Genomic DNA, 18073 nt, shown 5'->3' on the forward strand with positions numbered 1-18073 from the left:
CACCCCGTATCCCTGAGGACTCCGCTTTGGCCAAACCCAACTACTCGTTCGAGAAGCGCCAACGCGAGCTGGCGAAGAAGAAGAAGAAGGAAGAGAAGGAACGCGAGAAGGCCGCGCGCAAGGCCGCCGGCCTGCCCCCCATGCCCGACGAACCCGAAGAGCCCGAGGAGGGCGCGGCCCCGGCCGGCCCGGGTCAAGCCGCGGGCTGAGCCGCCCGCGCGGCGCGCACGATCCAGCGCGCCGGGTCGACCGCGTCGGCCAGATCCTGCTCCAGCGGCCACGGCGCGCCCGTGGCCTGGGCGGCGATCAAGCGGCCCAGCAGTGGCGCCAGCGTCAGCCCGCGAGCGCCCAGCGCCGTCAACACGAAAAGCCCCCGCTCGCGCGGCAGCAATCGCGCCTGGTCTTGTCGCGTGCCCGGCGGCAGCGCCGGCAGGGGCAGGGCGCCCGCGATGGGCAGGCGGTCTTCGCTGGCCAGGCGCCAGCCGACCCGACCCTGCCAGAGCTCGGCCTCGGCCGGCCCCGAAAGGCCGGTGAGGCTTTGCAGGCGGCGCAGATTGTCCCGGTGGTCGTCTTCGCGCAGCCCGGGGTCGACGTCATCGGCCTGGCGCGTGGCGCCGCAGAGCAGACCGCCATCAGGCAGCGGAATCGCATAGCCGTCGCCGGCCACGGGCAGCGCCAGGCGGGTGGCGGGTGATGCCTTTGGCCAGAAGCTGACCTGCCCGCGCGTCAGGCCCAGCGGCCAGGCCGCATGGCCCAGCGGCGCCAGCAGGGCCGAGGCGCTGGCGGCGTTGGCAAGCACGGCGATGGGCGCCGTGCCCTGCGCCGCGCCATCGCCACCGCGCAGGCACCAGCCGTCTTCGCAGCGCTCCAGGCCCGCGACATCGACGTCGGTGACGAGCCGGATGCCGGGCCTTGCCAGGGCGTGGCGCACCCAGTCGGCCGGCGAGATCCAGCCACCCCCACCATACAGCCAGGCCGATTGCGGCAGCGCCACGCCGGCGCGCGCCGAGGCGGTGGCGCGATCCAGCGCGGCCACGTAGTCGGCCGGCAGGCCCAGGCGCTGCAGCAACTCGCCGCCGCCCTCGCCCTCGGCCAGGCGCAGCAGGCCGTCGATGCGGCCGGGCACGCCCTCGCGCAGCGCCTGCAGGAATTCCCGCTGCGCCGCCAGTGCGCCGGCGCGGAACAGCCGCGCGTAGGGGCCGTCGTCAGCGTGTACGCTGCCGTGGAAGATGCCGGCCGGGTTGCCCGAGGTCTCGGCCGCTGCCATGGCGCGGCGCTCGAATACCGTGACCGCCAGGCCCTGCCGCGCCAGTGCCAGCGCCACCGCGGCGCCGGCCAGACCGGCGCCGACGACGAGGGCGCTGCGGGCCTCGGGCACCGCCGCCGTGGGCAGCGGACGCGGTGCATAGCGCGGTGCGAAGCGGCCCCGCGTGATCTCGCGCTTGCCACCAATGCCGGGCGCCAGATCGACCGCGAAGCCCGCTGTCTGCAAGCCCTCGCGCAGTTCGCGCGCCACGCTCCAGGTGGCGGCGGTGGCGCCGGCCGCGGCGCAGCGGCCCAGGGCCTTGAGCACGCGCGGCTGCCACATCTGCGGATTGCGCGCCGGCGCAAAGCCGTCCAGGTAGAAGGCGTCGCCGGCCAGGCGCAGGCCGGGCAGCAACTCGGAGGCATCGCCCAGCCCCAGCAGCAACTGCAGCGCGCCGCCCTCGAATTCCAGCGTCTGCAGGCCCGCCACCAGCGGCGGCCAGGCGGCGACGAGCTGGGCCGCGAGATCCGGCAAATCCGATGCGACATGGGCCCGCGCCAGGTCAACGCGGTACGGCGGATGACGCTCGATGGAGACGTAGATCAGACGCTCGCAGCGTGCCGGGTCGCGTCGCCAGGCGTCCCAGGTGGCCAGAAAATTGTTGCCGAGGCCGAAGCCGGTCTCGAGCACGACGAAGCGCGTGCGGCCGCCCCAGCGCGCCGGCAGGCCATTGCCGCCCAGGAAGACGTGGCGGGCCTGGGCCAGCGCGCCAATCTGGGGGTGGTAGAGATCGCCATAGCGCGGCGCACGCGGCGGCCCGCCGTCGGCGCTGAACTCGATCTGCGCCGGCTCCAGTGGCAGCGATTTCATGGCCGAGCCCGCAGCCAGGCCAGCAAGGGCTCGCGCACGGCGGTGAGGCCGCGGTAGGCCAGCACCGCCGGGCTCATGGTCGCGATGGCCTCATGCAGGCGCGCGGCGCGGCCGGGCGTTGCCAGCACGGCGGCCAGCGCTTGCACCTCGACCGCGATGGTGAAGATGGCCTGGCCCGGCGCCGGCAGCGGGATGAAGGTCTGGCGCTCGCTGCGGAACCAGGCGCAATCGACCGTCGTGTGGCGCCAGCGTTCGGGGTCGCAGCGGTCGGGGTGGGCGTGCAGGCGCGGCTGGTCGGTGACGTTCCAGACGAAGCGCTCCCAGCGCTGGTGCCCGCTCACCAGGCGCATCAGCGAATCGCCGGCCTTGCGCAGCAGGTCGCCGTCGGCCACCGGCGCGTGTACCTCGGCGAAGTGGCGGCCGATCTTGGCTTCGGGTGCCCAGTGGCTGGGCAGGGCCACGGCCAGCCAGGGCAGGGTGGCGCGGCGGCCGTCGATGATGGCGAAGTCTTCGGCAAACGCCAGGCTCAGCAGCCCGGCAAGGCGCCAGGGCGCGGGCAGGCCCAGCAGGCAGCGCGGGATCTCGTCGCCCAGGCCGAAGGTGCCGGCGGTCTCGTGTTCGACCTGGCCGGCGCGGCTGACCACGCAGCCCAGCGCGGTGGCGCGCTCGCCGTCCCAGCGCCAGGCCGCGGGGTGCTCGGCGGCGGCCTGGACGCACAGCGCATCGAGGGCCGGCGCGGCATCGAAGCCCGGCACGGTACACAGGGCCTGAGGCCAGAAGGCCGACAGCACAGCCAGCTTTTCGCGCTGGTGGCGCGAGCCGGGCGCCACCGCAGTGAGCTGGGCGCTGCCGGGGGCCAGGCGGCGCAGCCCCGGCTGCATGCGAAAGGGCGCCGTGACGGCGGCGTCGAAGTCGAAGCTCATGGGCGGCGATGATGCCGCAGCGCCGTGACCATGAAAAAGGCGCCCCGCGGGGCGCCTGTTCGCGGTTCAGCAAAAAAGCGCCCCGCAGGGCGCCTCGTCGTTGCCGAGCCTGCGGGCTCAGACGCGCTTCTTGTACTCGTGCGTGCGGGTGTCGATTTCGATCTTGTCGCCGTTCTCGACGAAGATGGGCACGCTGATCTCGAAGCCCGTGCCCACCAGCTTGGCCGGCTTGAGCACCTTGCCCGAGGTGTCGCCCTTGACGGCGGGATCGGTGGTGATCTCGCGCACCACGGTGGTGGGCAGTTCGACCGAGATGGCCTTGCCGTCGTAGAACACGACCTCGACCGACATGGCGTCTTCGAGGTAGTTGATGGCGTCACCCATGTTCTCGGCCTCGACCTCGAACTGGTTGTACTCGGCATCCATGAAGGCATACATCGGGTCGGCGAAGTAGGAGTAGGTGCACTCCTTCTTGTCCAGCACGATCTGGTCCATCTTGTCGTCGGCCTTGAAGACCGTCTCGGCGCCAAAGCCATTGAGCAGGCTCTTCATCTTCATGCGCACCGTGGCGGCGCCGCGGCCGCCGCGGCTGTATTCGGTCTTGAGCACGACCATCGGGTCCTTGCCCTGCATGATGACGTTGCCGGCGCGGATTTCCTGTGCGAGTTTCATGGCTGATTCCGGATCTAGCTGAGGTGTGTGCGCCGGCTCCAGGGTTGCTGAAAACTCCGCGGCGGCGCGGGACGCCACCAGGCGGCTCCAATGGAGCGCGGGGCGAAAAGCCCGCAATTCTAGCCTAGGCGGCTGGGTGACTGCGGGATTTCCCGTGAACGAAGGCCAGCAGGCGCTCGGCCAGGTCGGCGCCGCCGGCCTGATCGACGAGGCGCGAGCGCCAAGCCTGTACCGCGCCGGTCCAGCTTTGCAGGTTCGCGGCATCCGGAAGTTCGGGCAAGGTGGCGATGCCGTTCCAGCCCCGCCACCAGGCCGCCATCTCGGGTGGCGCCTGCATTTGCGCCAGCAAGGCTGCGATCTTGGCGGCATGGGCGCCGTCGTCCTGCGGATAGGCCTGCCAGGCGAAGGCGGCGCCGGCCCAGGCAGCGCGCACCAGAGAGTCTTCGCCGCGGACGAAATTCAGCTCGCAGGCCCACAGCAGGCGGTCGAAGTCGTCCTGGGTCAGCCAGGGCAGGCGGGCGGTGCGCAGGCCGGGCGGCAGGTTCGCGTCGCTCACCTGCCGCTGCGCGTGGCCGGGCGTGAGCAGCAGCAGCGTCGGCGCCATCGCCAGTTGCTGCAGCAGCGCCGGAAGGTGGCTGTTGGCGTAGCAGAACAGGCTCACCAGCCGTTCACCGGGCTGCGCTTCGATACCCAGGCGTGCCAACCATGCCTGGTGGTCGAAGGCGGCACGGCCCTCCAGCAGGTGGGCCTCGCGCAACAGGCCGCCGGTGGCCGCGGTGAAGCCGGGGAAAAAGAACCACTTCGTGAGGCCATTGCGCTGCGGCGAGGGCAGGCCGTGCGAGCGCTCGACATAGGGCTCGGCGCTGAGGTATTCGAGGTTGATCCACACCGCAGGCCGCGCCTGCTCGGCCATGCGCGCCACATGCGCTGCGGGCGGGTCGCAGCCGAAGGCCTCGACGACGACGTCGCCGACATCGTCCGGCCCCGGCCACGGCATCACCTCGACGCCGGCCGCGCCCGCGGGCGCCATCCAGCCCAGCGGCGCCGCATCATCGATGATCAGGCGCACGCGCTGGCCCAGGGCGGCCAGGCGACGTGCCAGGCGCCAGCAGACGCCGGCGTCGCCGTAGTTGTCGATGACGCGGCAGAAGAGATCCCACTGCAGGGCTGGCGGCTCGACAGGGACGGCAGGGGCGGGCATCGCGGGATTATCGAAGGCGGTCAAAATCGCGCCCGATGAGCAACAAGCAGGCAACGGACAAAGGCAAGGCGGACCCGGCGCCAGTCGACCCCCAGGCCGCGGCGCGCGAACGCCTGCTCGCCGAGGTTGCGGCCCTGCCCGGCCTGCCCGGGGTGTACCGCTGGTTCGACGCCCAGGACGGCCTGCTCTACGTGGGCAAGGCGCGCAACCTGAAGAAGCGCGTCTCGAGCTATCTGCACAAGGACCACGGCGGCACCCGCATCGGCCAGATGGTGGCGCGCATCGCGCGGCTCGAAACCACCGTGGTGCGCACCGAGGCCGAGGCGCTGCTGCTCGAGAACAACCTCATCAAGGCGCTGGCGCCGCGCTTCAACATCCTGTTCCGCGACGACAAGAGCTACCCCTATCTCAAGATCGTCTCGCACCGCTACCCCAGCCTGGCCTATTTCCGCGGCGCGGTCGACCGCAAGCACCGCTACTTCGGCCCCTATCCCAACGCTTGGGCTGTGAAGCAGACGATCCAGCTGATGCAGAAGGTGTTCCGCCTGCGCACCTGCGAGGACAGCGTCTTCGCCAACCGCTCGCGGCCTTGTCTGCTGTACCAGATCCAGCGTTGCTCGGGCCCTTGCGTGGGCCTCGTCAGCCCCGAGGACTACGCGCGTGATGTGCGCGATGCCGAGCGCTTTCTGCTTGGCGATCCGCATGAGGTGGTGAGCGACCTGCAGGCGCAGATGATGGCTCACGCCGAGGCGCTGGAGTTCGAGCGCGCGGCGGCGCTGCGCGACCGCATTGGTTCGCTGTCCAACGTGCTGCACCAGCAGAGCGTCGAGGCCAGCAGCTTTTCCTCGGCCGAGAAGGACGTCGACATCCTGGCCGTCAAGGTGGCCGGCGGGCGCGCCTGCGTCAACCTGGCCATGGTACGCGGCAGCCGCCACCTGGGCGACCGCGCCTACTTTCCCACCCATGTCGACGAAGGCGCGGCGCTGGGCTCCCGCCCTACCGACGAGGATGGCGATGACGAAGCCGCCGACCCTGTGCGCGGGCCCGAGGTGGCGGTGCTCGAGGCCTTCATCGCCCAGCACTACATCGGCCAGCCGGTGCCGCCGCAGTTGGTGACCAGCCATGCCGTCGACGAGGCCCTGCTCGCAGCCCTGGGCGAGGCCGCCGGCGTGCGCGTGCGCGCCCAGCACCAGCCGCGCGAGCAGCGGCGCATCTGGCTCGAGATGTGCGCCAAGGGTGCCGAACTGGCGCTGGCGCGGCTGCTGGCCGAAGAAGGCTCGGCGCAGGCGCGCACGCGCGCCCTCGTCGACGCGCTGGAACTCGACGTGGCCGACACCGCGCAGCTGCGCATCGAGTGCTTCGACATCAGCCACACGGCGGGTGAGGCGACCCAGGCCTCCTGCGTGGTGTTCGAGAACAACCAGATGCAGAGCGCGCAGTACCGCCGCTTCAACATCGAGGGCGTCACTGGCGGCGACGACTACGCCGCGATGCGCCAGGTGCTGACCCGGCGCTATGCGCGCCTGGCCGAGGCCGTGGCCGCCGGCAAGGCCGAAGCCCCAGAAGCCGTGGAGTCCGCACCCGCGTCGCGCAAGGGCCTGGCCCGCCTGCCCGACCTGGTGCTGGTGGACGGCGGCCGCGGCCAGGTGTCGATGGCGCGCGAGGTCTTCCAGGAACTGGGTCTGGACATCGCCCTGATTGCCGGCGTCGAGAAGGGCGAAGGGCGCAAGGTCGGCCTCGAGGAGCTGGTCTTCGCCGATGGCCGGCCCAAGGTGGCGCTGGGCCATGACTCGGCGGCGCTGATGCTGGTGGCGCAGATCCGCGACGAGGCCCACCGCTTCGCCATCACCGGCATGCGCGCCCGCCGCGCCAGCGTGCGCACCGGCGGCAGCAAGCTCGAGGACATTCCCGGCGTCGGCCCGCGCAAGCGGGCGCGCCTGCTGCAGCGCTTTGGCGGACTGCGCGGCGTGGCCAACGCCGGCGTCGAGGACTTGTCCAGCGTCGAAGGCATATCCAGGGACCTGGCCGAGGAGATCTACCGTGTACTGCATTGACGATTCGACGCCCCGGAGCCGGTTGCGAGGCCGCACCACGCACGCTGCCTGGCTTGCCGCCGCGGGGGGCGCACTGGTGCTGCTGGGCGCTTGCGCCACGGCGCCCGCACCCGCGCCCAAGCCCGCCCCGGCGCCTGCCACCGCGCCGGCCCCCGCCGCGCCGCCTTCCACAGCACGCGCTCCGGCTCCTGCCGCAGTGACACCGGCTCCGGCGCCAGCCGCCCAGGCCGCAGCCGCCGGCAGCAAGAAGCCGGGCTCGCCCCGCTACGTGACGCTGGGCGCGCCGCCCACGCCGCGCAACACCGACGACCTGCGCCTGCAGATGGCGCTGCGCCTGGTGGCGGCCCACCCCGACACCAGCTACACCGCACGCGCGCCCGACCGCCTGCTGGCCATCCCCGTGCTCGAGGTCGAGCTCAACGCCGACGGCAGCGTGCGCAGCATCAACGTGCTGCGCAAGCCCACCACCGGCAACGAGGCCACGGCGCTGGCCATCGCCGCGGTGCGCCGCGCCGCGCCCTATGGCGATGTCTCCAGGCTGCCCAAGCCCTGGAAGGTGGTCGAGACCTTTCTCTTCGACGACGACCTGCGCTTCAAGCCGCGCACCCTCGACCGCAACTGAGGCGGGCGAGAAATCCGCGCCACCGCGGCGCGGTGCTCGCCGCTTGGGCACAATCCGCCGATGTTCCTCACCATCCCGACGATCCTGACCTGGGCGCGCATCGCCGCGATTCCGCTCATCGTGGGCGTGTACTACCTGGGCTGGAGCGATGCCACCAAGAACCTGGTGGCGACGGCGATGTTCGTGCTTTTCGCGGCCACCGACTGGCTCGACGGCTGGCTGGCGCGGCGCCTCAACCAGACTTCGTCCTTCGGCGCCTTTCTCGACCCGGTGGCCGACAAGTTCCTCATCTGCGCCTCGCTGCTGGTGCTGCTCGAGCACGGCCGCGTCGACGCGCTGGTGGCGCTCATCATCATCGGGCGCGAGATCGCGATCTCGGCGCTGCGCGAATGGATGGCCCACATCGGCGCCTCGCGCAGCGTGGCCGTCCACATGATCGGCAAGCTCAAGACGGTGGCGCAGATGGTGGCCATCCCCTTCCTGCTCTACGACGGCCATCTCTTCGGCGTGCTCGACACCCACCTCTGGGGCACGGTGCTGGTCTATGTGGCGGCGGTGCTGACGGTGTGGTCGATGATCTACTACCTGCGTCGCGCCATACCCGAGATCAAGGCCCGCGCCCAATGACGGGCGCCGGCGGCGGCGCGGCCCTGCCGCTGCGCGCCATGCCCGCGGTCTTCGTGCTGATCTGGAGCACCGGCTTCGTGGTCGCGCGCTACGGCATGCCGCACGCGCCGCCGCTCACCTTCCTGAGCTGGCGCTATGCGCTGTCCATCGCCGCCTTCGGGGTCTGGATAGCCCTGGCCCGCGCCACCTGGCCGCAGGGGCGGCGGCAATGGGGCCATCTGGCCGTCACCGGCATGCTGATGCACGGTGGCTACCTGGGTGGCGTCTGGGTGGCGGTGAAGCTGGGCCTGGGCGCCGGGCTCACCGCCCTGGTGGTGGGGCTGCAGCCGCTGATCACGGCGCTGTGGATCAGCGCCCGCGGCCATGCCCACCATGTCTCGCGCACGCAGTGGCTGGGCCTGGTGCTGGGCCTGGCCGGCCTGGTGCTGGTGGTCTGGCACAAGCTGGGCGTGGGCGAGGCCGCGCCGCTCACCATCGCCTGCGCGCTGTTCGCGCTGGCCAGCATCACCGCCGGCACGCTGTACCAGAAGCGCTGGGTGGCGCGCTGCGACGTGCGCACCGCCAACACGGTGCAGCTGCTGGCGGCCCTGGCGATCACGCTGCCGCTGTCGCTGTTCGAAAGCGGCGGCATGGTCTGGCACCCGCAATTGATCGGTGCCCTGGCCTGGTCGGTGCTGGTGCTCACGCTGGGTGGCAGTTCGCTGCTCTACATGCTCATCCAGCGCGGCGCCGCCACCGCGGTGACCAGCCTGATGTACCTGGTGCCGCCTTGCACCGCGCTCTTCGCCTGGATGCTGTTCGGCGAGACCCTCGGTGCCGCCGTGCTCACCGGCCTGGTGCTGGCCGCCGCCGGCGTGGCACTGGTGGTGCGCGCCGCCCAGCCCGCGAGTCGGCCGTCCTGATCAGGTGCGCCCGGCGTCGACTTCGGTCCGGAGGTTCCGCCGTGCAGACACCACCCTTGAGGGGGTGTCCGGCTACAGGTAAGCGCAGCAGTTGCGCCTAGAATCCGTGCTCCGCTTGACACCGCTTCGGCCCCGGGGATTTAATGGTTCAGACCCCCTGGCGGCCCCCTGCGAGCCAGGCCGCCGGGCAAGCTGATATCCATACCGAGACAAATTCGAGACATACCCAGAGGGACGTGCGACGTGAACAAGAGTGAACTGATCGAACACATTGCCAGGCAGGCCGACATCTCCAAGGCCGCTGCCGGTCGTTCGCTCGAGGCCATCATCGGCGCCGTGAAGGTCACGCTCAAGAAGGGCGGCAGCGTCACCATTACCGGCTTCGGAACCTTCACCGCGCCCAAGCGCGCCGCCCGCACCGGCCGCAATCCGCGCACCGGCGACGCCATCAAGATCAAGGCCGCCAAGGTGCCCAAGTTCCGCCCCGGCAAGGGACTGCGCGACGCCATGTGATTTCCGACCGGGTGCTTAGCTCAGCCGGTAGAGCGGCGCCCTTACAAGGCGTAGGTCGGCGGTTCGAACCCGTCAGCACCCACCACGTCGGATAGAATGCGCGGCCCGCTGCGGCTGCACGCGCGGGTGCCGCGCGGCAGGCGGTCCTGGCAGGGCCGCTCCATCATCCAGGCGAACCGCGGTTCGCCTTTTTGTTGGCCGCTGGCACCGCCACTTGTGCGCCCTGCAGCCCGCGACAGCGCTGGCGGCTGCTTCCGTCACGTCCTCCCCGAGGTATTTCGATGTTCGATTTCGTCCGCGACCACACCCGGTGGGTGCTCGGCTTCATGCTGTTGCTGATCATCCCGTCGTTCGTCTTTTTCGGGGTGCAGGGCTATACGCGCTTCACGGGCGCCGAGAACGCCACCGTGGCCAAGGTGGACGGCCGCACCATCACCCGTGCCGAATGGGATTCGGCCCACGACCGCACGGTCGACCGCGCACGCCGCCAGCAGCCGGGCCTGGACACCGCGGTGCTCAACACGCCGCAGGCGCGCCGCGACACGCTGGAGGGCCTGGTGCGTGATCGCGTGCTGCTGGCCGCCGCCCAAGCCATGCACCTGACGCCCAGCGACGCCCGTCTGCAGCGCCTCTTCGTCACCGACCCGCAGTTCGCCGGCATGCGCAACCCCGATGGCAGCGTCAACCGCGAGTTGCTCGCCGCCCAGGGCATGAATTCCGAGATGTTCGCCGCCCAATTGCGCCAGGAGTTCGCGGTGCAGCAGGTGGTGTCGGGTGTGCTGCGCACCTCGTTCGCGACCCCGGGCGTGGCGCTGGCCGGGCTCGACCCGCTGCTGCAGAAGCGCGAGCTGCAGTGGCAGCGCTTCGACCCGGCCGCCTACCGCGCCCGCGTCAACCCGAGCGACGCCGATCTCGAGGCCTACTACAAGAAGAATGAGGCCCGCTTCAAGGCCGCCGAGTCGGCCCAGATCGAGTACGTGATGCTCGACCTCGACACCATCGCCAAGGGCCTCAAGCTCTCCGATGCCGACCTCAAGAAGTTCTACGACGACAACGCCGCGCGCTTCACCGCGCCGCCCGAGCGTCGCGCCAGCCACATCCTGATCAAGGCCGACAAGGCCGCACCCGAGGCCGAGCGCAAGAAGGCGCGCGAACGCGCCGAAGCGCTGCTGGCCGAGGCACGCAAGACGCCCGCCGCCTTTGCCGATCTGGCACGCAAGAACTCGCAGGACACGGCCTCGGCCACCCAGGGCGGCGATCTCGACTTCTTCGGCCGTGGCGCCATGGTCAAGGCCTTCGAGGACGCCGCCTTCGCGCTCGAGCCGGGCAAGATCAGTGACATCGTCGAGACCGATTTCGGCTACCACGTCATCATGGTCACGGCTGCGCGTGGCGGCAATGCCAGGCCCTTTGCCGAGGCGCGCGGTGAGATCGAGCTCGAGTTGCTCAAGACGACGGCGCAGCGGCGCTGGCCCGAACTGGCCGAGCAGTTCACCAACACCGTCTACGAGCAATCCGACAGCCTGCAGCCGGTGATCGACAAGCTCAAGCTCGAGAAGCGCACCGCCACCGTGCGTCGCACGGCCCAGCCCGGCGAGGCCGGCCCGCTGGCTTCGCCCAAGCTGCTCGATGCCATCTTCGCCAAGGACACCATCACCAACAAGCGCAACACCGATGCGGTGGAGACCGGCACCAACCGGCTCGTCTCGGCGCGCGTGCTGCAGCACACGCCGGCGCGCACGCTGGCGCTGGCTGAAGTCAAGGAGGCCGTGCGCGAGCGCGTCGCTGGCGAGCAGGCGGCGGCGCTGGCGCGCACCGAAGGCCAGGCCCGTCTGGCCGAGGCGCAGAAGGATGCCGCCCTCGCCCTGCCCACCGCGGCCGTGGTTTCGCGCCTGCAGGCGCCCGGCGTGCCGCGTGCGGTGGTCGAGGCCGCGATGCGTGCCGATGCCGCCAAGCTGCCCGTGGCCGCAGGCGTCGACCTCGGCCCCGAAGGCTATGCCGTGTTGCGCGTGACCAAGGTGCTGCCGCTGGACGATGCCCAGGCCAACGACGCTGGCCTGCGCGGCCAGTACACCCAGGCCTGGGCCATGGCCGAGGGCGACGCCTACCTGAAGGCGCTCAAGAAGCGCTTCAAGGCCGAGATCAAGGCCGAGGCCGATGCGCCCGCCGAGAGCGCCTCGGCGCCGGTGCGCTGAGCGGAGTTCGCTATAATTCGCAGTTCGGTGGTGGCTGTAGCTCAGTTGGTAGAGTCCCAGATTGTGATTCTGGTCGTCGTGGGTTCGAGTCCCATCAGCCACCCCAAGACGCAGCATTGAAATCAAGGCCCTCAGGGGCCTTGATTGCTTTTTGGGGCCGTCGCGGCAGCAATGCCGCCAGCATCTTGCCGGCGCGGTGGTTCAGGGTGGCTGCTGCGCAGGGGCCAGCGGCGCCCACGTCAGGACGCCACCGTCGGCCATGAGTGTGAGGTGCAGCCGGCCCTCGAGCAGCAGGTAGCTGCGCACATAGGGCAGGGCCTGCGCCAGACGCGGCTCCAGTGAGGGCGGCGCACACATCGCACGGGTCGATGCCAGAGGCCCCAGGACGAGGTTGCCCGAGAGGCGGCCCGGCGTGTCGCCTGGGGCCGGGCTGGCCTGCCAGCTGGCGCTGCCGCGGTTGCAGTCCAGGCCCAGGCGGGCCTGGCCGTCGGCGCCGAACGACAAGGTGTAGCGCGCCGGTTCGGCCGGTCGTGCCGTGGGCTGTTCGTCCGACATCGACTCGATGGCCAGCAGCTGCCATCGTGTCCCCGCCAGCGGCGAGGCCGGTGCCAGCGGCGCCGGGTGCGTGGCGCAACCGGCCAGCCACGGCCATGCCATGAGAAGCATCAGCGCGCAAAGCGGTTTCATGGCACCAGCTTACTGCAGCCCAAAGGTCGGAGGCCGCCTGCACGCGGCGTGGGCACTTCGGCCGCACCCGGGGCCTTGCCGTGGCACATGACCGTATCATCGTTGCACCGCATGTGCCGAAGTGGCTGGCGCCCCTCAAGGGTCGGCCAGCCGCCATGTGGACAAGGGCAGACGACCCATCAACCCCGGGGAGGCGCTTGTTGTTGCTGACCTGTGCAAGTGCCGCGCACCGTGGCAGTGTGCGCCTTGATGTCTTCGGTGCCGCGCGTCGCTGCTGCGCCTTGTGGATGGCGCTGGCAGGGCTGCTGGGCCTGCTCGCTGCCGCATCAGCCGTTGCGCAAGAGCCCTTCGTGGCGCCGCCGCCTGCCGTGCTGCAACCCGAAGCCCGTGCCGGAACACCGGACGCCATCGATGCGAACACGGTCTACCTGAACCAGCGCCGCATTGTCACTTTCCGCGCCAGGCTGCTGGGTGACTCGGCGGCGGAGCGCGCGGCAATGGCCCGCGCAGCGCTGGCCGACGCGGTGGAAAGCGGCTGCGGCGGCGCGGTCACGCGTTCGGCTGCCGGTGCCGCGGTGCGCTTCGACTGCGATGGCCTGCCACTTTTCTTCCTGGTGGCCGACGATGTGAGCGGGCCGCGTCCCGAGGCGCTGCTCGATGTCGCGGCCCAAAGAGTCGAGGGCCGCCTGAAAACCGCGCTGCAGGAAGCGCGCGAGATCCGCGACACGCGCCGGCTGGCCTGGGGCGCGGCCTATGCTGCGCTGGCCAGCGCCATTGCCTATGCCCTCATACGGCTGTTGCTGTGGCTGCGCCGTCAGGCGCTGGCGCGCCTGGACCGCAGGCTCGAGCGCTGGCATCGCGAGCAGACGGTCGGGGCGGTAATCAAGACCTATGCGGACAGCGCGCAATCGGGCGCCCGCATCACGGCCGCCGTCCTGACCTGGGGCCTGGCGTTGCTGCTGCTGCAGGTCTGGGCCACATTCGTGCTGCGGCAGTTCGCCTACACGCGACCCTGGGGCGAGCGCTCGGCGGTCTGGCTGCTTGACCTGCTCAAGCAGTTCGCGCTGGCCGCTGCCGATGCCATCCCGGGCCTGCTGACGGCGGCGCTGATCTTCTTCATTGCCCGCCTGGCGGTGCGCGCCACCAGCCTGTTCATGCTGCGGGTAGAGCGGGGCGAGTTGCAGGTCAGCTGGCTGGACATCGACACCGCCGGACCGACGCGCCGCATCGCCATGCTGCTGATCTGGCTGTTCGCGCTGGCCATGGCCTATCCCTATCTGCCGGGTGCCGGCACCGAGGCCTTCAAGGGCGTCACCGTGCTGGCCGGCCTGATGCTGTCACTGGGCGCCTCGGGCGTGGTGGGCCAGGCGATGTCGGGGCTGACGCTGATGTACTCGCGTTCGCTGCGCGTCGGCGAATACGTCAGGATCGGCGAGGCCGAGGGCACGGTGGCCGTGGTCGGCCTGTTCGCCACCAAGCTGCGCACCGGCATGGGCGAAGAGGTGAGCCTGCCCAGTGCGGCCATCGTCGGACAGTCGGTGCGCAACTACTCGCGCCTGGCGCCGGCCGGACAGGTGCTGCTGCAGGCCAGCGTCACCATCGGCTATGCCACGGCCTGGCGCCAGGTGCATGCGATGCTGCTTGAGGCCGCGCGGCGCACCGACGGCGTGGCCGCGCAGCCAGCCCCCTATGTGGTGCAGACGGCCTTGTCGGATTTCTATGTCGAGTACCGGCTGTGCGCACAGGGCAGCGCTGCCCTGCGCCGCTCCGAACTCATGAGCCGCCTGCACGCCAATGTGCAGGATGTCTTCAACGAGAACGGCGTGCAGATCATGTCGCCGCACTATGTCGAAGATCCGGCGCCGGCCCAGGTGGTGCCGCGCGAGGCTTGGTCGCCCGCGCTGGTGCAGAGCCCGGCGGGGCCGGACGGCCTGCCCCGATCCGCGGCCGGGGCCGCCGCGCCGCCGCCGCCGCCGCGGCCGCTCGAACCCCCCAATCCCTGCTGAACCCGAAGGTCCGCACCATGAAGCGATTCCACGTCCACCTGCACGTCGACGACCTCGACCAGAGCATAGTCTTCTATTCCCGGCTGTTCGCGGCCGCGCCCACCCGCGTCGAGGGCGACTACGCCAAGTGGATGCTCGAAGACCCGCGCATCAATTTCGCGATCTCGACGCGCGGCAGCCGGCCCGGCATCGACCACCTCGGCTTCCAGACCGACGACGCCGACGAACTGGCCGCGCTCAAGGCGCGCGCCCAGGCCGCCGAGATGACGCTGCGCGACGAGGGCCAGACCACCTGCTGCTATGCGCGCAGCGAGAAGCACTGGATCACCGATCCCCAGGGCATCGCCTGGGAGCATTTCCACACGCTGGGCAGCATCCCCGTCTTCAGCGAGGCCGCTTCGGCTCCCACGGCCGAGGCCGCATCGGCCTGCTGCGCACCGACGCCCGATGAGGCGCAGAGCGGCCAGCAGGCCCGCAAGCCGGGTGGCAAACCCCTAGGCATCGCCGTCAAGGCCGCCAAGACTTGCTGCTGAGCCTGGGCCGCGGGACGGTGCGCGTCGTCGTCCCGCTGGGCTTGGCGCAGACGCTGGCCTGGGCCTCCTCCTACTACCTGGTGGCCATGTTGGCCGAGCCGATGGCGCGCGATCTCGGCGTCGCCACGCCGACGGTCTACGCGGCCTTTTCGGTGGCGCTGGCGGTCTCGGCCCTGGTCGGGCCTGGGGCCGGGCGCTTGATCGACCACCATGGCGGCCGGCCGGTGCTGATGGCCACCAATGTGCTGTTCGCTGCCGCGCTGGCCGCGCTGGGCCTGGTGCAGAACGCGCTGGCGCTGTTCGCGGCCTGGGCGCTGCTGGGCGTGGCCATGGGCAGCGGGCTTTACGAGGCAGCCTTCGCGTCGCTGGTGCGCCTGTACGGCCAGCGCTCGCGCAACGCCATCACCGGCATCACGCTGATGGCCGGCTTTGCCAGCACGGTGGGCTGGCCGCTTTCGGCCTGGCTGGAATCCCGCTACGGCTGGCGTGGCGCCTGCTTCACCTGGGCCGGGCTGCACCTGCTGCTGGGCTTGCCGCTGAACGCCGTGCTGCCGACCGCGGGCCCGCACCCGGACGCTGCGTCCAGCGGCACGCCGGCTGCCGCCGCGGCGGCTGGCGATCTGCCGCCGGGCCGGTCGGTGTGGGTGGCCAGTGTGCTGCTGGCCTTCGTGTTCGCGGCGGCCTGGTTCATCAGCACCGCCATGGCCGCCCATCTGCCGCGCATGATGCAGGCGGCCGGTGCCAGCCTTTCCGTGGCCGTGGCGGTGGGGGCCCTGGTCGGCCCGGCCCAGGTGGCCGGCCGCCTGCTCGAGTTCGGCCTGCTGCGCCATGTACACCCGCTGCTGTCGGCGCGGCTGGCCGCGCTGGCCCATCCCGTCGGCGCGATCGCGCTGCTGCTCGGCGGTCCCGCGCTGGCGCCGCTGTTCGTGGTGTTGCACGGTGCCGGCAACGGCATCCTGACGATTGCCAAGGGCACCTTGCCGCTGGCGCTGTTCGGCCCCGCCGGCTATGGCGCGCGCCAGGGCTGGCTGATGCTGCCGTCGCGCGTGGCCCAGGCCCTGGCGCCGTTTCTCTTCGGCATCGTGATCGACAGCCTGCAGGCCGGTGCCTTGTGGTTCACCGCCGGCCTGGGCCTGGCGGCCTTTGCAGCGCTTCTTGCGCTGCGCAGCCCGGCGTCAATGCACCCATCGTGACAATTGCGTGACACAAGTCCTGCATTTCCGCGTGCGGCTTCACAGCGGTGGTCTGCTGCCGAATAACCGGGCAGGCACCGCCGCATATCGCGCCGAGGGGGTGCCGGCGGAGTCCGCTTCGGGCAGTTTGCGGCGCTCGAACGAAAGTCCGAGGAGTCCTTATGCATCCCAGTCTCAGTCTCGTGGACATGATCCGCGATCTCGAGGAAAACGGCCTCGATGCCCAACAGGGCCCGCGCTACGAGGCAGCCTTCGCGGCCGCCAAGATCGCGGCAGTGGCGGTGATGTGCGCGCGCTATGGCGTCGGCGAGGTCGAGATGCTCGAGGCGCTGATGGACAGCCGCAATCTCGGCAGCGAGATCGGCCTGCTCGTGGCGCGCATGGAAGTCTCACCGGCCTTCGTCGGCCACGTCCACAGCGGCCTGCTTTTCTGATCGGCTGATCAGCCACTGGCGCGGCGGCAGGCCCGGCCGCGCCGTCCCTGGCTCTGCGCGCCGCCCACCGGGCCGTGCGCGCCCCGGCATACTGGCCGCCCCGCGCAGCGCGCCTTCCATGCCCGTTCCACCATGTCCCAGGCCTTGCACTCCACCGCGGTTGTCGGCGCCGGTGCCGTCGGCAGCTATTTCGGCGCCATGCTGGCGCGCGCCGGCCATCCCGTCACGCTGATAGGCCGCGCCGCCCATGTGCAGGCCATCGCCCGCGACGGCCTGCAATTGCAGCGTGGCGGCACGGCGGAGACCGTGCGCCTGGCCGCCACCACCGAGCTGGCCGCCGCCGCCGCGGCCGACCTGGTGCTGGTCTGCGTCAAGTCCACCGACACCGAGGCGGTGGCGCGCCAGCTCGCGCCGCTGCTGGCCGAGGGCGCGCTGGTGCTGAGCCTGCAGAACGGCGTCGACAACGCGGCCACGCTGGCGCGCCATCTGCGACAGACGGTGGTGCCGGTGGTGGTCTATGTGGCCACGGCCATGCCGGCGCCCGGCGTCGTGCAGCACTTCGGCCGCGGCGATCTGGTGGTGGGCCCGCGCGACGCCGCCGCGGCCCAGGACGCCGCCCTGCAGCAGCGCCTGCAGGCCGTGGCCGAGCTGTTTGCCCGCGCCCAGGTGCCGGTGCGCATCGCCCCCGACGTGATGGCCGAGCTGTGGCGCAAGCTGGTCGTCAACTGCGCCTACAACGCGATCTCGGGCCTGGTCCAGCAGCCCTATGGGCGCCTGGCTGCGCAGCCGGCCATCCGCGCCGTGCAGGAGGCCGTGGTGCGCGAGGTGCTGGCGGTGGCTGCGGCCGAGGGCCAGGTGCTGGCGCTGGCCGATGCGCTCAAGGCCACCGAGGGCATCGCCGCCGCGATGCCGGCCCAGCTCTCGTCCACCGCGCAGGACATGGCGCGCGGCAAGGCCAGCGAGATCGACCACCTCAACGGCTACATCGCCCGCCGCGGCGCCGAACTGGGCATCGCCACGCCGGTCAACCAGACCCTGCACGCCCTGGTCAAGCTGGCCGAGGCCGGCGCGTCGCTCAGCCCCGCTCGCTGACGATGGCCAGGCACAGCAGCACGCCGATCAGGTAGAGCAGCCAGGTCTGCGCGACGAGGTAGGGGTAGAGCATCAGCGCCACGCCCATCCACTTGGCGCGCGGGCGCTCGTTCTGGCGGCCGTAGCGGAAGGCGGCCAGGCCGAGGATGCCGAACAGCAGCGCGCCGAAGAGGTAGGCCGGCGTCGGCAGCGTGAGGCCGAACGGCAGGGGGGTGGAGAGCTTGCCCAAGGCAGAGAACCTCGCAGCGGCACGGACGGTGCCTGAGCCTACTCCACCAGCACGGCCAGCGCGCCGCGCCAGGC

Annotated in this window: 18 protein-coding genes and 2 tRNA genes; 14 read left to right on the plus strand and 6 right to left on the minus strand. The window is 71.1% G+C overall.

The window, feature by feature from the left end; translation table 11 throughout:
* The first annotated feature begins 26 nt into the window (after positions 1–26).
* The gene (locus JMV16_RS12830; RefSeq protein WP_201494681.1) at positions 27–209 is read left to right on the plus strand and encodes a hypothetical protein; all 183 of its coding nucleotides are present in this window, start codon (positions 27–29) and stop codon (positions 207–209) included.
* Here the strand turns inward: JMV16_RS12830 and mnmC are convergent.
* The 4 genes from mnmC to earP all read right to left on the minus strand — a co-directional run bounded on the left by mnmC (position 194) and on the right by earP (position 4912).
* Positions 194–2116: an FAD-dependent 5-carboxymethylaminomethyl-2-thiouridine(34) oxidoreductase MnmC gene (gene mnmC / locus JMV16_RS12835; protein ID WP_201494682.1), complete on the minus strand. Its 1923-nt coding sequence runs from the start codon at positions 2114–2116 to the stop codon at positions 194–196. The genes JMV16_RS12830 and mnmC overlap by 16 nt on opposite strands.
* Positions 2113–3039 (minus strand): heme-dependent oxidative N-demethylase subunit alpha family protein, encoded by a 927-nt coding sequence (locus tag JMV16_RS12840; RefSeq protein WP_201494683.1) that lies wholly within the window; start codon positions 3037–3039, stop codon positions 2113–2115. Before JMV16_RS12840 ends, mnmC begins: the two co-directional genes overlap by 4 nt.
* 117 nt (positions 3040–3156) lie before the next feature.
* A complete protein-coding gene (gene efp / locus JMV16_RS12845; protein ID WP_201494684.1) occupies positions 3157–3711 on the minus strand; it encodes an elongation factor P in 555 nt (184 codons plus the stop codon).
* Positions 3712–3835: 124 nt separating this feature from the next.
* Complete coding sequence (earP, locus tag JMV16_RS12850) at positions 3836–4912, minus strand: elongation factor P maturation arginine rhamnosyltransferase EarP (protein ID WP_201494685.1); 1077 nt, start codon at positions 4910–4912, stop codon at positions 3836–3838.
* Between the two features lie 35 nt (positions 4913–4947).
* On the opposite strand from earP, the gene uvrC reads away from it, so the two are divergent.
* The 8 genes from uvrC to JMV16_RS12890 all read left to right on the plus strand — a co-directional run bounded on the left by uvrC (position 4948) and on the right by JMV16_RS12890 (position 11931).
* Positions 4948–6966 carry an excinuclease ABC subunit UvrC gene (gene uvrC, locus JMV16_RS12855; protein WP_201494686.1) on the plus strand — a complete coding sequence of 673 codons (2019 nt, stop codon included), beginning with the start codon at positions 4948–4950 and terminating at the stop codon, positions 6964–6966.
* 196 nt (positions 6967–7162) lie between these two features.
* Positions 7163–7588, plus strand: coding sequence for a hypothetical protein (locus tag JMV16_RS12860; protein ID WP_236580499.1), 426 nt, complete (start codon positions 7163–7165; stop codon positions 7586–7588).
* A gap of 60 nt (positions 7589–7648) precedes the next feature.
* The gene (pgsA, locus tag JMV16_RS12865; protein WP_201494687.1) at positions 7649–8215 is read left to right on the plus strand and encodes a CDP-diacylglycerol--glycerol-3-phosphate 3-phosphatidyltransferase; all 567 of its coding nucleotides are present in this window, start codon (positions 7649–7651) and stop codon (positions 8213–8215) included.
* Positions 8212–9117: a DMT family transporter gene (locus tag JMV16_RS12870; RefSeq protein ID WP_236580500.1), complete on the plus strand. Its 906-nt coding sequence runs from the start codon at positions 8212–8214 to the stop codon at positions 9115–9117. The genes pgsA and JMV16_RS12870 overlap by 4 nt, the downstream gene beginning before the upstream one ends.
* A 243-nt stretch (positions 9118–9360) precedes the next feature.
* Entirely contained in the window at positions 9361–9630 is a 270-nt protein-coding gene (locus JMV16_RS12875; RefSeq protein ID WP_201494688.1) for an HU family DNA-binding protein, read from the plus strand.
* 9 nt (positions 9631–9639) lie between these two features.
* Positions 9640–9715 (plus strand) — tRNA-Val (locus JMV16_RS12880).
* A gap of 196 nt (positions 9716–9911) precedes the next feature.
* Positions 9912–11825: a SurA N-terminal domain-containing protein gene (locus JMV16_RS12885; protein ID WP_201494689.1), complete on the plus strand. Its 1914-nt coding sequence runs from the start codon at positions 9912–9914 to the stop codon at positions 11823–11825.
* Between the two features lie 30 nt (positions 11826–11855).
* A tRNA-His gene (locus JMV16_RS12890) sits at positions 11856–11931 on the plus strand.
* Positions 11932–12026: 95 nt separating this feature from the next.
* Here the strand turns inward: JMV16_RS12890 and JMV16_RS12895 are convergent.
* On the minus strand, positions 12027–12482 hold the full coding sequence (locus tag JMV16_RS12895; RefSeq protein ID WP_201494690.1) for an META domain-containing protein: 456 nt from the start codon (positions 12480–12482) through the stop codon (positions 12027–12029).
* Positions 12483–12712: 230 nt separating this feature from the next.
* Between JMV16_RS12895 and JMV16_RS12900 the strand changes: the two genes are divergently transcribed.
* The 5 genes from JMV16_RS12900 (at position 12713) to JMV16_RS12920 (ending at position 17770) form a co-directional block, all read left to right on the plus strand.
* Positions 12713–14518: a mechanosensitive ion channel family protein gene (locus JMV16_RS12900; RefSeq protein WP_201494691.1), complete on the plus strand. Its 1806-nt coding sequence runs from the start codon at positions 12713–12715 to the stop codon at positions 14516–14518.
* A gap of 17 nt (positions 14519–14535) precedes the next feature.
* Complete coding sequence (locus tag JMV16_RS12905; RefSeq protein ID WP_201494692.1) at positions 14536–15051, plus strand: ArsI/CadI family heavy metal resistance metalloenzyme; 516 nt, start codon at positions 14536–14538, stop codon at positions 15049–15051.
* 86 nt (positions 15052–15137) lie between these two features.
* Positions 15138–16244 (plus strand): MFS transporter, encoded by a 1107-nt coding sequence (locus tag JMV16_RS12910; RefSeq protein WP_201494707.1) that lies wholly within the window; start codon positions 15138–15140, stop codon positions 16242–16244.
* Positions 16245–16405: 161 nt separating this feature from the next.
* On the plus strand, positions 16406–16678 hold the full coding sequence (locus JMV16_RS12915; RefSeq protein ID WP_201494693.1) for a hypothetical protein: 273 nt from the start codon (positions 16406–16408) through the stop codon (positions 16676–16678).
* Between the two features lie 132 nt (positions 16679–16810).
* Complete coding sequence (locus tag JMV16_RS12920) at positions 16811–17770, plus strand: ketopantoate reductase family protein (RefSeq protein WP_201494694.1); 960 nt, start codon at positions 16811–16813, stop codon at positions 17768–17770.
* On the opposite strand, the gene JMV16_RS12925 is transcribed toward JMV16_RS12920, so the two are convergent.
* Positions 17754–17999 carry a hypothetical protein gene (locus JMV16_RS12925; RefSeq protein WP_201494695.1) on the minus strand — a complete coding sequence of 82 codons (246 nt, stop codon included), beginning with the start codon at positions 17997–17999 and terminating at the stop codon, positions 17754–17756. The genes JMV16_RS12920 and JMV16_RS12925 overlap by 17 nt on opposite strands.
* Positions 18000–18073: the final 74 nt, after the last annotated feature.

Origin of the sequence: Rubrivivax sp. A210 (assembly GCF_904426505.1) — a bacterium.
Lineage (GTDB): Bacteria > Pseudomonadota > Gammaproteobacteria > Burkholderiales > Burkholderiaceae_C > Rubrivivax.